This is a genomic window from Rhodanobacter sp. DHB23, assembly GCF_014842975.1.
Taxonomy (GTDB): domain Bacteria; phylum Pseudomonadota; class Gammaproteobacteria; order Xanthomonadales; family Rhodanobacteraceae; genus Rhodanobacter_A.
Genome location: NZ_JACYXK010000027.1, coordinates 380,028 through 394,109, shown reverse-complemented (window position 1 = coordinate 394,109; position 14,082 = coordinate 380,028). Strand labels below are relative to the sequence as shown.

Genomic DNA, 14,082 nt, shown 5'->3' with positions numbered 1-14,082 from the left:
GCGAATGGCTTGAACAATCCGTTGCGGAACATGGATTTAACGAAATTATTTCAAGTCTTGCCTGTAGAAATTTTCGCCACCTTGGGTTAAGGTCGCGGCCACGCGGGGTTTCCATTTGGTTGCAGTCTGTTTGCGAGGAAGTCGGGTGGCCATCGAATCGACGGGGCTGGGGCGGACGCTGGGTCGTCTGCGCGCGATGCTGATGCTGGTGCTGCTGTGCGGCCTCGGCAGTTTCGCGTGCGCGGCGCATGCCGGCTACGCGGCCATCGTGGTCGACGGCGAAACCGGCCAGATCGTGCAGCAGGTCAACGCCGACCAGCGCGACTACCCCGCCTCGCTGACCAAGATGATGACGCTCTACATCACCTTCCAGGAGTTGAAGGGCGGCAAGCTGAGCCTCGACCAGACGATGCCGGTGTCGGCCTGGGCGGCGAGCCGCGCACCCACCAAGCTGGGCCTGCGCGCCGGGCAGACCGTCGCGGTGCAGGATTGCATCCTGGGCATGATCACCAAGTCGGCCAACGACGCCGCCAGCGTGATGGCCGAGGGCATCGGCGGCAGCGAGGAGCACTTCGCCGACATGATGAATGCGCAGGCCGCGCTGCTCGGCATGACCGACACGCACTTCGCCAACGCCTCCGGCCTGCCCGATCCCGACAACACCTCCACCGCGCACGACCTGGTGAAACTGGCGATGGCGTTGTACCGCGACTTCCCGCAGTACGCGCACTTCTTCGCCACGCAGGAATTCGTGTTCCACGGCCACATCGTGCGCGGCCACAACAATCTGATGTACCGCTACCCGGGCATGGACGGCCTGAAGACCGGCTTCACCGACGCCTCGGGCTTCAACCTCGCCTCCACCGCCGTGCGCGACGGCCATCGCCTGTTCGCCGTGGTGCTGGGCAGCCGCACCGCAGGCGGCCGCGACCGCCTGATGGCACGCCTGCTGGACGACGGCTTCGCCGGCCAGCAGACCCCGCCGATCCTGGTGGCCGAAGCCGGTGGCGTACGCGCCGGCAGCCGCGCGGCGCGCCTGCTCGAGGCGATCTCGCCGATCCAGACCGCCGAGGCGGATACCGTGCCGGCGGCGCAGCGCCGCCCGGCTGCGGGCCGCTCGGTGCGCGGCGGCAAGCCGGCGGCCGTGGCCAGCCGCGGCTGCTCGCGCAGCAGCAGTGCCGCCTGTCGCAGCGCCGCCACGCATCGCCGCACGCGCCATGCCGCGCCGCGCCTGGCGGCGCACCGTCCGCGGGCCGGGCAGAAGCCCGCCGTGGTGGTTGCTTCGCGCAACGACACGGACGGCTGAGGGCCTCCCGCGATCTCCGGCCGCCCCGCAGCGGGGCCGTAGTGGCAGTGGCGCAGGGTATCGGCCTGGTGCCGGCCTGATCGCTTATCCTTCGATGTACGGATGCGCCATGCGGGATCGCCTGCATGGCTGCACATCACGCCGTACATGCAGGGGAGCCCATGACCGGTCAGCTGACCGACCGCTATCTGCGCGCCAAGCACATCGCCATGCGTGTGCTGGAGCTCGGCGTGTCCGGGCGCGCCGCCGCGATCGCGCAGGAATGCGGCGACGACGAGGCGATGGCGCGCGAAGTGCGCTGGATGGTCGACGCGGTCGAGAGCAGCCACACCGCCACGCTGCCCCTGCAGCCGGGCGACACGGTCGACCTGAGCGGCCACGATGCGCAGGCCAACGCGCCGCGTCGCTACCGCCTGGTGCGCCGCGTGGGCGAGGGCGGCATGGGCGTGGTCTATCTTGCCGAGCGCGACGATGCCGACTTCGTGCAGCAGGTCGCGCTGAAGGTGCTGAACACCGGCGCGATGGGCTCGCCCACGCTGCTGGAGCGCTTCACGCGCGAGCGGCAACTGCTGGCGCGGCTGGAGCACCCCGGCATCGCGCGCCTGCTCGACGGCGGCGTGCTCTCCGACGGCCAGCCCTTCCTGACCATGGAGTACGTCGAGGGCGAGCGCATCGACGCCTGGTGCGAGCGGCACGGGCTCCAGCTCCGCGAGCGCATCGCGCTGTTCCTCAAGGTCTGCGCGGCGGTGGACTATGCGCATCGCAACCTGGTGATCCATCGCGACCTGAAACCCGCCAACATCCTGGTCGACGGGCAGGGGCAACCCAAGCTGCTGGATTTCGGCATCGCTCAGGCGCTGGACCGCAGCGGCGCCGGTTCGGGCCGGGAGCACCAGTACCTCACGCCGCGCTATGCCAGCCCGGAGCAGATCCGCAGCGGGCCGGTCAGCATGTCCTCGGACATCTACGCACTGGGCCTGCTGCTGTATGCACTGGTGGCGAACCGGCCGCCGCCGTACGCCCCGGGCAACGAGGCCGCGCCGCCACCGCCGCGCCCGAGCCGCGATGCCGCGCCGGAACTGCCCTGGCGCCGCCGGCTGGCCGGTGACATCGACGCCGTCGTCGCGCGTGCCTGTGCGCTCGATCCCGCCCAGCGCTACGCCTCCGCCGCCGCGCTGGCCGAGGACCTGCAGCGCATCGGCGCGCACCAGCCGGTGCGTGCGCGCCGCCAGAGCTGGCCTTACGTGTCGGGCCGCCTGCTGCGCCGGCACTGGTCGGTGTTTGCGGCGACGGCGGCGATCCTGCTGCTGGGCGGGGCCTTTACCTGGCGTACCGTGCTGGCCGAGCGCGAGGCACGGAAGCAGGTGGCGATCACCGAGCGCGTCACCGACTACCTGGTCTCCGTGTTCGCCGCCTCCGATTCCGACGTCAACCAGAACCTGCACCACGACCTCACGGCGCGCGAGGTGCTCGACAACGGCACTGCTCGCGTGCATGCCGAACTCGCCGGCGAGCCGGCGGTGCGTGCGCGGCTGCTCGAGGCCATGGGCAACGCCTATCGGCACATGGGACTGCAGGGCAAGGCCGTGCCCTTGCTGCGCGAGGCCGCCGGCCTCGACCTGGGGGCGGAAGTGAACCAGCCGCTGGCGGCGGCGCGCAGCCTGGAGGCGCTCTCCAACGCGCTCTCCAACGGCGGCTTTTCCTCCAAGGACGCGCTGGCCGCGGCGCGGCAGTCGCTGGCCCTGCGCGAACGGCTGAGCGCGGCGGGTTCGGAGGACATCGCCAACTCGTGGATCGTGCTGTCGGTGGCGCTGGACCGCGACGGCCAGTATCCCGAGGCACGCCAGGCCGCCCAGACCGCCTACGACATGCTGCTGAAGCTGCCGGCGGAGCAGGGGCGCATCGCGGTGGCGCTCAACAACCTGGGCCTGATCGCCTCGCACGCCGGCGACCAGCCGGCGGCGAAGGGCTATTTCGGCAAGGCGCTGGCCATCGACCGCGACCGTGGCGAGCTGCACACCGGCGGGCACCTGGTCCGCCTGGGCAACTACGCGCATGCGGTGGAGGGCAGCGGCGATTTCGCCGCCGCCATCGCACTGGACCGGCAGGCGCTCGCGCTCAGCGACGACCTGTACGGCAAGGAAAGCGGCTCCTCGGTGTACTACCAGACCGACCTCGCCCGCATGCTCAACGGCCAGGCCAGTTATGCCGAGGCGCAGCAGCACATCGATTTCGCCCTGGCGGCGCAGGCCAGGCTGGGCGGCGAGCAGGCGCCCCGCTACGCCAGCCTGCTGTTCCAGGTGGCCAACGTGCGCAGCGCGCTGGGCCACTGCGCGGCGGCCCTGGCGGCGATGCGCAAGGTCATCGAGGTGCGCGGCAAGCTGCTCAGCGCGGACGACCTGGGTCTTGCGCGCGCCCGCGAGGTGGCGGCCACGCTGTTGCTCGACCAGGGCAAGGCCGACGCGGAGGCCGCCGCGTGGCTGGACAGTGCGGCGGCCAGCTACCGCCAGCATCACTCGGATCCTGATCTCGCCTATGCGCTGGTGGGGCAGGCGCGCCTGCAATACCTGCGCGGCGACCGCGCCGCCGCCACGACCCTGCTGGCCCGGGTGGACGGGCTCGATGCGGGGCACGAGTTCTGGCCCCGCGTGCGCGCCGCCGCACTGCGCGCGACGATGGCGCTGCAACAGGGCGACCTCGCCGCCGCGCTGGCGGGCGACGAGCTGGCGTGGTCCATCCTGCGCGACCACCTCGGCGCCGGGCATCCGCAGACCGCGCGCTTCGGGCTGCTGTGGGCGCATGACCTGCGCAAGGCCGGCCAGACGGGGGAGGCCGACCGGCTGGAGAAGACGCTGCGGCCGGTATTCGACCGCACCTTCCCGGCCGACTCGCAGTGGCGGGCGGACCTGGCACTGCGCTGAGCCCGGCGTCTGGACCTCCAGACGAAAACGGGCCGCTTGCGCGGCCCGTTCCGGTGGCGTGCCGGACGCCGGCTTACTTCAGCTTGGCGTCCGCGCGCAGCGCCTCGGCCTTGTCGGTCTTTTCCCACGAGAACGTGGTGTAGCTCTTGCCGTCCGGTCCCTTCACTTCCTGCGGGATGCGGCCGAAGTGGCCGTGGCTGGCGGTGCGCTGGTACATCGGGTGGATCAGGTCGAGCATCTTGATGATGCCGTAGGGACGCAGGTCGAAGTGCTTGCGGATCAGCTTCTCGATCTTCTCGTCGCTGATCTTGCCGGTGCCGAAGGTGGTCACCGAGATCGAGGTCGGCTCGGCCACGCCGATCGCGTAGCTCACCTGCACCTCGCAGCGGTCGGCGATGCCGGCGGCCACGATGTTCTTGGCCACGTAGCGCGCGGCGTAGGCGGCCGAGCGGTCCACCTTGGACGGGTCCTTGCCGGAGAACGCGCCGCCGCCGTGGCGGGCCCAGCCGCCGTAGGTGTCGACGATGATCTTGCGGCCGGTCAGGCCGCAGTCGCCCACCGGGCCGCCGATCACGAACTTGCCGGTCGGGTTGATGTGGAACTTGGTGCCCTTGTGCAGCAGCTTGGACGGCAGGATCGGCTTCAGGATGTACTCGCGGATGCCTTCGATCAGGTCCTTCTGCTTCACGCTGGGGTCGTGCTGGGTGGACAGCACCACCGCGTCGATCGCCACGGCCTTGTCGTTCTCGTAGCGCAGGGTGACCTGGCTCTTCGCGTCCGGGCGCAGCCACGGCAGCGGCGAGTTCTTCTTCTTGCGGATCTTGGTCTGCTGCTCGACCAGGCGGTGGGCGTAGTGGATCGCCGCCGGCATGTACTCGCTGGTCTCGTTGGTGGCGTAGCCGAACATCAGGCCCTGGTCGCCGGCGCCCTGTTCCTCGGGCTTCTTGCGGTCCACGCCCTGGTTGATGTCGGGCGACTGCTTGCCGATCAGGTTCAGCACGCCGCAGGTGGCGCCGTCGAAGCCGACTTCGCTGGAGTCGTAGCCGATGTCGAGGATCACCTTGCGGGTGATCGCCTCGAGGTCGATCCATGCGCTGGTGGTGATCTCGCCGGCGACGATGGCCACGCCGGTCTTCACCATGGTTTCGCAGGCCACGCGGGCGCGCGGGTCCTGCGCGAGGATCGCGTCGAGCACGGCATCGGAGATCTGGTCGGCGACCTTGTCCGGATGGCCTTCGGAGACCGATTCGGAAGTGAACAGATGGCTGGACATCGGGTTTATATCCTCGTGTACGGATAAAGAGATAAAAGAAAGTGCGCCATCATAGCATTGTGCCGTGCCGGCGTTGTACCCCCGGCTGAACCGGGCTTTGGACGGATGGACGGCTATCTGCCAGCGGCTTCACGCCGCCTCGCAGCGGTTGCGGCCGTTGTCCTTGGCGCGGTAGAGCGCCTGGTCGGCGCGCTCGAACAGCGATTCGGGCGTGTCGTCGTCGCGCATCGTGGCGATGCCGCATGACAGGGTGATCGGCACTACCTGGTTCTGGCTGTGGAAGCGCGCCTGCCCGATGCGTATGCGCAGGCGGTCGGCCACCTGCATCGCCTCGTAGGCGTCGGCGGCGAGCAGCGCCACGAACTCCTCGCCGCCGTAGCGGGCGAGGTAGTCGCCGGGGCGCAGCGCGGCCTGCAGCTGCTCGGCCACGATGCGCAGCGCGCGGTCGCCGGCGGCGTGGCCGAGCAGGTCGTTGATCGACTTGAAGTGGTCGATGTCCAGCACCAGCAGGCTGATGTCGGTCGCGTTCGACTCGTGCAGCGAGGCCATGCGCGCCTCCAGCGCGCGGCGGTTGGCGAGGCCGGTGAGCGGATCGGTGTCGGCCAGCTGCAGCTTCTGCTTCAGCGTCGCCTCCATGTTGCGCGTGCTGGATTCCAGTTCGCGGATGCGCTCGCGCATGCGCGCGGTGTGTTCGTACCAGGCCTGCTCGCGCGCCTGTTCGCGCTCGCGCAGCGTGGCGAGGTGGGCGCCGACCGCGGCCAGCCGCGCATGCACGTCGGCCTGCAGGCTGGGCAGGTCGGCGGCGGCGCGCGCGCGTTCGCGCAGCGCCAGCATCTCGCCGGCCATGCGCTCGCCCAGTTCGCGCCGGGCCACGACGGCGTCGTTGCGCGACTGGTTGTCCTCGTCGAGGTGCTCGGTCAACGCGGTCAGCTCGCTGTCCACGTGGTCCAGCAGGCGGCTGGCGGTGCGCTGCGCCTCTTCGAGCTGCTCGATGTGGCGCGCGACCAGCGCGGCCAGCGCCTCGCCGTGGGCCTGCAGCTTGCCGGCGTCGTGGCAGCCGACGATGCGCCGGCGCAGCGACTCCAGCTCGGCCCCGGCGGCCTCGCCCAGCGGCAGGCGGTCGAGGATGGCGAGCAGCAGGCGGTCCAGCACGACGGGCTCCGCCGGTTGCGGCGGCGGGGGCGGCAGGAAGGTTTCCCGTGGCGGCCGGGCGTGGCTCTCGTCCAGCGAGGCCACGGCATCGGTCAGCGCGTCGAGCAACGGAGCAAGGCGCTCTTCGTCGAGGGTGTTCCGGGTGGCCAGCCGGAGGTCGCCCAGGACCGTGTCCAGGCCGGCGTTGCGTCCTTCCGCGGCATAGGTCAGGCGCGAGAGCAGGCGGCGCAGCAGGGCATCGAGGTCGCGCCAGCGTTCCTGCTCGCGCTCGAGCAGGACGAGGGCGTCGTAGGGGGCGGACTCGGAGTGGTCGGCAGCCATCGGCAGCGGTTCCGCGGATCGTGGTGCCCTATCGTATCGCCGGAAAGGCCCGGGGCTTGAGCCTCTCCGGCAGGCACTTTACCTGCAAGCCCTCATAGCGCCATGCAGCGGTTGCGGCCGGCGCGCTTGGCCTGGTAGAGCGCGCGGTCGGCGCGGTCGAATACGCTTTCTGGAGTGTCGCCGGCCAGTGCGGTGGCGACGCCGCAGGACAGGGTGACGTGCACGGGCTGGTCCTGGCTGCGGAAGCGCGTGCGCTCGATCCGTTCGCGCAGCCGCTCGGCCACCAGGATGGCTTCCGCGGGGCCGGCATCGAGGATGGCCACGAATTCCTCGCCGCCGTAGCGGGCGAGGAAATCCCCCGGGCGCATGGTGGCCAGCAACTGCTCGGCGACGATGCGCAGGGCACGGTCGCCGGCGCCGTGTCCCAACTGGTCGTTGATTTCCTTGAAGTGGTCGATGTCCATCATCAGCAGGCTGGTGGTGCCTACGGGCGCCTCGCACAGGCTGGGCATGCGCGCCTCCAGCGCGCGGCGGTTGGCGAGGCCGGTCAGGGCGTCGGTGTCGACCAGATGGCCCTTTGCCGCCAGCATGGTTTCCATGCGTTCGACGTCGTCTTCCAGCTGCCGGATGCGGTGGCGCGAACGCTTGAGGCGCTTCTGCCAGTCGTGTTCGCGCTCCAGTTCGCGGCTGCGCGAGCTGACGAGGTGGTCGCGGATGACGGCCAGCCGCGCCTGCACGTCGCGGCGCAGGCTGGCGAGGTCGTGGGCAGTGCTCGCGCATTCGTCCAGCGCATGCACTTCGTCGAGCATGCGCTCGTTCAACTCGTGGCGGGCGGCGTCGTCCTCGCGATTGGCGTTTTCGGCCTGGTCGAGGTATTCGGCCAGCGAGCCCAGGTGGCTGTTGACGTGGTGCAGCAGTTGGGCCGCGGCGCGGCGCTCCTCCGCCAGCTGCTGCAGGCGGCGGTTGACCAGCGCGGCCAGTGCCTTGCCGTGTTCGCACAGGGCCGGCGCCTCGGTGCAGCCGGCGACCTGCTGGCGCAGTTCGGCCAGCTCGGTGGCGGGTTCCTCCAGCGCGAGGTAGTCGAGCACGGCGAGCAGCAGTTCGTTCGGCGTCGACGGCGCGGCGCACGGTTCGCTCCGCGGGGCATGGGTGTCCTGCGACTGCACCGCCTTGGCCAGCGTGCCGAGCAGGGTGGGGATGCGGCTGTCGCCCCCCGGTTCGTGCATGACGCCGCGCAGTTCGCCCAGCGTGGCCTCCAGCGCCTGGCCGCGCAGGTCGCCCGGGCCGGCCAGGTGCGACAGCAGGCGATGCAGCAGGCTGCCCACGTGGCGCCACTGCGCTTCGCGCAGCTTGAGCATTTCGACTTTGTCGTGCGGGTTGGTGCTTGGTGGGGTGGTATCCATCGGCAGGCTATCGGCAGGACTTCCGGCATCTTAAACCGGTTCCGGGCGTTCGCCTTGTCGCGCGTCATGCACGGGGTGCGGGGCCGGCGGAAACGCGCCCGGGCGTTTCCGCCGGCTCCCGCGGGACATCAGGTGGCGATGCCGGCACGCAGCTGGCGGGCGCAGTCAACCATGCGGCGCAGGGCCGGCTCCACCTCGGCCCAGCCGCGGGTTTTCAGGCCGCAGTCGGGGTTCACCCACAATTGCCCAGCGTCGAGGACCTCCAGCGCCTTGCGCAGCAGGGCCTGCATCTCCGCGGGCGTCGGCACGCGGGGCGAGTGGATGTCGTACACGCCGGGGCCGATGCCGTTGGGGTAGCGGAAGCGCACGAACGCATCCAGCAGCTCCATGCGCGAGCGGCTGGTCTCGATCGAGATCACGTCGGCGTCCATCGCGGCCACCGCCTCGATGATGTCGTTGAACTCCGAGTAGCACATGTGGGTGTGGACCTGGGTGGCGTCGCGCACGCCGCCGGCGGTGATGCGGAAGCATTCCACCGCCCAGGCGAGGTAGGCCGGCCAATCGGCGCGGCGCAGCGGCAGGCCTTCGCGCAGCGCGGGTTCGTCGATCTGGATCGCGCGGATGCCGGCGGCCTCCAGGTCGTGCACCTCGTCGCGCAGGGCCAGCGCGATCTGCCGGCACACCGTCTCGCGCGGCAGGTCGTCGCGCACGAACGACCACTGCAGCATGGTCACCGGCCCGGTGAGCATGCCCTTCATCGGCTTGTCGGTGAGCGACTGCGCGTACGTCGACCAGCGCACCGTCATCGGCGCGGGCCGCGCCACGTCGCCCCAGATCACCGGCGGCTTCACGCAGCGCGAGCCGTAGCTCTGCACCCAGCCCAGCCGGGTGAAGAGATAGCCGTCCAGTTGCTCGCCGAAGTACTCCACCATGTCGTTGCGCTCGGGTTCGCCGTGCACCAGCACGTCCAGCCCGATCCCTTCCTGGAAGCGCACCACGCGTTCGATTTCCTGCGCCAGCAGTGCCTCGTAGTCGCCATCGGCCAGCTTGCCGGCACGATGGGCGGCGCGTGCCTGGCGCAACCCGTCGGTCTGCGGGAAGGAGCCGATGGTGGTGGTGGGCAGCTGCGGCAGCGCCAGTGTTCCGGCCTGCGCGACGCGGCGCGTGGCGTAGGGCGAGCGGCGCAGCGAGGCCTGCGGGCTGAGCGCGTTGAGGCGGGCGCGCACGGCGGGGTTCTGCACGCCGGGCTGTTGCGCCTGACGGTCGAGCCGGGCCTGCTGCGCCTGCAGGGCCGCTTCGGCTTCGGCGTGGCCGGCCAGCGCGTCGGCGTAGGCGCGCAGTTCTTCGAGCTTCTGCTTCGCGAAGGCCATGGATACGCGGCGTTCCGCGGGCAGGGCCGTTTCGGCGTCCAGGTCGATCGGCACGTGCAGCAGCGAGCAGGACGGCGCCAGCCACAACCGTGCGTCGCCCAGCCGCGCGTGCGCCTTGCGCAGCAGCGGCAGCACGTGGTCGGGGCGGCTGCGCCAGACGTTGCGGCCATCGACCACGCCGGCGCTCAGCACGCGGCCGGCGGGCAGCGCGTCGAGCACGGCATCGAGCTGTTGCGGCGCGCGCGCCAGGTCGACGTGCAGGCCGGCCACCGGCAGGCTTGCGGCCAGCGCGAGGTTGTCGCCCAGCGCGCCGAAGTAGCTGGCGAGCAGGACCTTCGGGCCGCCGGCCGCGGCCAGTGCCGCGTAGGCCTTGCGATAGGCGGCGTGGTCGTCGGCGTCCTGGTCGAGCACGAGGCAGGGTTCGTCCAGCTGCACCCACTCCGCGCCGGCTTCGGCCAGCTTGCGCAGCAGCTCGGCGTAGGCGGGCAGCAAGGCATCGAGCAGGTCCAGCCGGTCGCTGCCGTCGACGGTCTTGGACAGCAGCAGGAGGGATACCGGCCCCAGCAGCACGGGCCGCGCGCGGTGGCCCAGCGCCCCGGCCTCCAGAAATTCCGCCAGCGGCTTGTCGCCGGCGAGGGCGAAGCGCTGGCCGGCATGCAGCTCCGGCACAAGGTAGTGGTAGTTGGTGTCGAACCACTTGGTCATTTCCAGCGCGTGCAGGTCGTGGCCGCCGCGCTTGTGGCCGCGCGCCATCGCGAAATAGCCGTCCAGACGGCTTTCGGCGAACACCGGGCGATAGCGGTCGGGGATCGCGTCGAACAGCACGGCGGTGTCGAGCACGTGGTCGTACAGGCTGAAGTCGTTGCAAGGCACGACGTCGGCGCCGGCGTCGCGGGCCAGTTGCCAGTGCCGCGCACGCAGCGCGCGTGCGGTGTCGGGCAGGGCTGCGGCGGGCGCTTCGCCGCGCCAGTGCGCTTCCAGTGCGCGCTTCAGTTCCCGCTTCAGGCCGATGCGTGGAAAGCCGGGATGGGTTGTGAGTGACATGGATGATTCCTCTTGCGGTCAGGGGCAAAGAGGAACGAAGGGTGGCTGGCGTGAATGGTCGAATGATCGCGCCGTTGACCTTCGCCCCCGCGGGCGAACCGGCTCACGCGGGCACGACGCAACCGCCGCGATGCATGCGGCGGGCGCGGCACTCCCCGCGGAGAGCCAGGCCGAACGAAACCCGTGCGCACCGCATTTCGCGGGGCATCCGGATTCCGGCCAAGGCAGGTCTTCGGGCTCGTGGACATGGCAGGTGATTACCGGCCGCCTACTGTTCGCCGCTTCCCGGGCGGGAGCCTGGACCACAGGAATATCCGAGGCGAAAAGCCTGCGGCGCGAGGGCAGATTTTCGACGGTTCGCCGCCCCATGGTGGTCCCATGGGGCAAGAAGCGGCGGAAATATGCACCGCGTCGCGGGCTTTGCAGCCCGGATGATTTCTGTGGCCCAGGCTCCTTGATCCAGTGCTGGTGGCGAAGGTCGTTTCCACATACCGCTGCGGGGCAGCGCCGGATTCGCACCGGCTTCCCTTTTGATTTCATCTCTTCATTCGAATGAAAGGATGAAAACCTCGGCGTTGCGCACGATACGGCGCGTCGGGGGATCCGTCAATGGATGTATGGCCGTCCAAACCATTGCGGCCGATTCGATCCGGCGGCTGTCACGGAGTTGACCCGGCAGCGCAACGCAGTCGTCCCGACAGTCGCGGAATCTTGCGGCAGGCCAAGACGGGAGACTCGCCATGCAAGCCATCGAGCAGCGTCTGCAGCAACGTTATCCGCACTGGTTCAGGGGTGGGCGCGGGCGTCTGGCCGTGCCGCTACTGCACGGTTTGGCGCACTGGTCGAGGTTCAGTGCCATCGATGCCATCTGCGCCGAACATGGCCATCTGCGCGGCTTCGCCTTCGTCGAGGCGACCCTTGGGCGGCTGGACCTGCGCTACCACGTCGATGTGGACGCGCCGGCACGCATCCCGGCGACCGGTCCGCTGCTGATCGTCGCCAACCATCCCTGCGGCGGGCTCGACGCGCTGGCGCTGCTGGACATGGTGGGGCGGGTGCGCCGCGACGTGCGCATCGTCGCCAACGAGGTGCTGGCGCTGGTGGAGCCGCTGGCGGAACTGCTGCTGCCGGTACGCGTGTTCGGCGGCAGCGCCGGCGCAGCCAGCCTGCGCCGGGTGGAACGCGTCCTGCGCGACGGCGAATGCGTGATCGTGTTCCCCGCCGGCGAGGTCTCGCGGCTGGGCCCGCGCGGTGTGCGCGATCCGCGCTGGCGCCCCGGCTTCCTGCGCTTCGCGCGCCGCCTGTCGGTGCCGGTGTTGCCGGTGCGCATCGAGGCGCGCAATTCGGCGCTGTTTTACGGCATATCCGCGCTGTGCCGTCCGGCGTCGACCGCGCTGCTGGCGCGCGAGATGTTCGCGCGCCGACGTCGCCCGGTGCGCCTGCACGTGGGCGAGCCGATGCGGATCGCCGACGACGAGCGCGAGCACGATGCGCTGCGGCGCATCCGCCAGGCGCTGTATGCCATCGGCTGCGGCGAAACGGTGGTCGCGACGGGGCCTGCGCCGCTGGCGCCGCCCGTCGATGCACACGCGCTGGCGACGGCGATGGCGGCCACCGAACTGCTCGGCTGCACCAGCGATGGCAAGCAGATCCGCCTGGCGCGGAATGCCGGCGGTTCGCCGCTGCTGCAGGAGATCGGCCGGCTGCGCGAACTGACCTTCCGCGAGGTTGGCGAAGGCACCGGCCGCAGCCGCGACCTCGACGCCTACGACGCGCACTACGACCACATCCTGGTGTGGGACGCAGAGGCCGCGCGCATCGCCGGCGCCTACCGGGTGATGCGCGGCGTCGAGGCGCTGGCGCGCAGCGGCCTGGCCGGCTTGTACACGGCATCGCTGTTCCGCTACGCCGACGAGGCGGTGCCGCGGCTGGCGACCGGGCTGGAGCTGGGACGAAGTTTCGTGGTGCCCGACTACTGGGGCAGTCGCAGCCTCGACTACCTGTGGCAGGGCATCGGCGCCTACCTGCAGCGTTACCCCGGCGTGCGCTACCTGTATGGCGCGGTGTCGATCAGCGCCGCGCTGCCGCCTGCCGCGAGCGAGCAGATCGTGGCCTATTACCAGCACTACCACGGCAGTGCGCAACCACTGGCCAGCGCCCGCCGGCCGTTCGTTCCCGCCGGCGAGATGCCCGGGTTCGACCAGCAGGATGGCGCGGCGGCGTACGAATCGCTGAAGGCGGCGCTGGACCGGCTGGGCGCCTCGGTACCGATGCTCTACAAGCAATACACCGAGCTGTGCGAACCCGGCGGCGCGCGCTTCCTCGCCTTCGGTGTGGACCCGGATTTCAGCGGCACGATCGACGGGCTGATCGAGGTGGACCTGGAATGCGTACGGCCACGCAAGCGCCAGCGCTACCTGCAGGCCAGGAGGATGCCGGCATGAAGCGCGTGATCGCAGCGGTGCCGCGGCCGTGGAACGCGGTGTTCATCTCCGACGTGCACCTGGGCACGCGGCATTGCCATGCGGCGGAACTGGCGGACTTCCTCGACGGCCTGCGCTGCAGGCAGCTGTACCTGGTGGGCGACATCGTCGACCTGTGGTGGATGGCGCAGCGCCGCTCGCAATGGAGCGGTGCGCATACCCGGGTGATCGAGGCGCTGCACGCGCTGCATGCGCGCGGCACGGAAATCATCTACGTGCCGGGCAACCACGACCGCCCGCTGCGCCGCGTGTGCGGGTTGATGCTGCCCGGCATGCGCGTGCGGCGGCGCGCGGTGCATGTCACCGCCGACGGCCGCCGCCTGCTGGTGACGCACGGTGACGACTACGACAACGTCACCCAGTTCGGCGGCCTGCAGGAACGCCTGGGCGACTGGCTGTACTACCGCATCCTCACCTGCAACCGCTGGCTCAACATCGCGCGCCGGCGCGCCGGCCTGCGCTACTGGTCGCTGTCGGAGTTCGTGAAGCGGCGCAGCAACGCCGCCGAACGCTACATCGAGCGCTTCGTGCAGGCCGGCTTGGACGATGTCGCGCGGCGCCAGCTGGACGGCATCGTCTGCGGGCACATCCACCGCGCCGGACTGATCGAGCGGGACGGCCTGATCTACGCGAACGACGGCGACTGGGTGGAAAGCCTCACCGCGTTGACCGAGGACGCGGACGGCGTGTTGCGCCTGCTCGGGCACCGCGGCGAGGTGCTTGCCGAGATACCGCCGCGGTTGCGCCTGACGATGCTGGAGTTGCCGCAGGAGCTGGCGGCCTGACGGTCTGGTTTCCTGTCCGCGCGC

General features: G+C 70.5%; 8 protein-coding genes and 1 riboswitch. Of the genes, 4 read left to right on the top strand and 4 right to left on the bottom strand.

The genetic code is table 11. The features are described 5' to 3' along the window. Positions 1-145 precede the first annotated feature (145 nt). On the top strand, positions 146-1,306 hold the full coding sequence (locus tag IHE47_RS11680; RefSeq protein ID WP_343227472.1) for a D-alanyl-D-alanine carboxypeptidase family protein: 1,161 nt from the start codon (positions 146-148) through the stop codon (positions 1,304-1,306). 161 nt (positions 1,307-1,467) lie between these two features. Then, positions 1,468-4,227 (top strand): serine/threonine-protein kinase, encoded by a 2,760-nt coding sequence (locus IHE47_RS11675; protein WP_192106056.1) that lies wholly within the window; start codon positions 1,468-1,470, stop codon positions 4,225-4,227. Between the two features lie 73 nt (positions 4,228-4,300). Here IHE47_RS11675 and metK read toward each other — a convergent pair whose 3' ends face one another. The 4 genes from metK to metE all read right to left on the bottom strand — a co-directional run bounded on the left by metK (position 4,301) and on the right by metE (position 10,790). Beyond that, on the bottom strand, positions 4,301-5,500 hold the full coding sequence (metK, locus tag IHE47_RS11670; protein WP_192106055.1) for a methionine adenosyltransferase: 1,200 nt from the start codon (positions 5,498-5,500) through the stop codon (positions 4,301-4,303). Positions 5,501-5,629: 129 nt separating this feature from the next. Further along, positions 5,630-6,973, bottom strand: coding sequence for a GGDEF domain-containing protein (locus IHE47_RS11665; protein WP_192106054.1), 1,344 nt, complete (start codon positions 6,971-6,973; stop codon positions 5,630-5,632). Between the two features lie 92 nt (positions 6,974-7,065). After that, complete coding sequence (locus tag IHE47_RS11660; protein ID WP_192106053.1) at positions 7,066-8,376, bottom strand: GGDEF domain-containing protein; 1,311 nt, start codon at positions 8,374-8,376, stop codon at positions 7,066-7,068. A 128-nt stretch (positions 8,377-8,504) separates the two neighbouring features. Continuing rightward, on the bottom strand, positions 8,505-10,790 hold the full coding sequence (gene metE, locus IHE47_RS11655) for a 5-methyltetrahydropteroyltriglutamate--homocysteine S-methyltransferase (RefSeq protein ID WP_192106052.1): 2,286 nt from the start codon (positions 10,788-10,790) through the stop codon (positions 8,505-8,507). Positions 10,791-10,995: 205 nt separating this feature from the next. Further along, a riboswitch (cobalamin riboswitch) is annotated at positions 10,996-11,377 on the bottom strand. 153 nt (positions 11,378-11,530) lie between these two features. Here metE and IHE47_RS11650 point away from each other — a divergent pair. Continuing rightward, positions 11,531-13,234 (top strand): lysophospholipid acyltransferase family protein, encoded by a 1,704-nt coding sequence (locus IHE47_RS11650; protein WP_192106051.1) that lies wholly within the window; start codon positions 11,531-11,533, stop codon positions 13,232-13,234. Beyond that, positions 13,231-14,058 (top strand): UDP-2,3-diacylglucosamine diphosphatase, encoded by an 828-nt coding sequence (locus tag IHE47_RS11645; protein WP_192106050.1) that lies wholly within the window; start codon positions 13,231-13,233, stop codon positions 14,056-14,058. The genes IHE47_RS11650 and IHE47_RS11645 overlap by 4 nt, the downstream gene beginning before the upstream one ends. Positions 14,059-14,082 lie beyond the last annotated feature (24 nt).

Bases quoted from the DNA above. Each gene is read 5' to 3' on its own strand.
- IHE47_RS11675 (WP_192106056.1), top strand. From the start codon at position 1,468: ATGACCGGTCAGCTGACCGACCGCTATCTGCGCGCCAAGCACATCGCC.
- metK (WP_192106055.1), bottom strand. From the start codon at position 5,500: ATGTCCAGCCATCTGTTCACTTCCGAATCGGTCTCCGAAGGCCATCCG.
- IHE47_RS11665 (WP_192106054.1), bottom strand. From the start codon at position 6,973: ATGGCTGCCGACCACTCCGAGTCCGCCCCCTACGACGCCCTCGTCCTG.
- IHE47_RS11660 (WP_192106053.1), bottom strand. From the start codon at position 8,376: ATGGATACCACCCCACCAAGCACCAACCCGCACGACAAAGTCGAAATG.
- metE (WP_192106052.1), bottom strand. From the start codon at position 10,790: ATGTCACTCACAACCCATCCCGGCTTTCCACGCATCGGCCTGAAGCGG.
- IHE47_RS11650 (WP_192106051.1), top strand. From the start codon at position 11,531: ATGCAAGCCATCGAGCAGCGTCTGCAGCAACGTTATCCGCACTGGTTC.
- IHE47_RS11645 (WP_192106050.1), top strand. From the start codon at position 13,231: ATGAAGCGCGTGATCGCAGCGGTGCCGCGGCCGTGGAACGCGGTGTTC.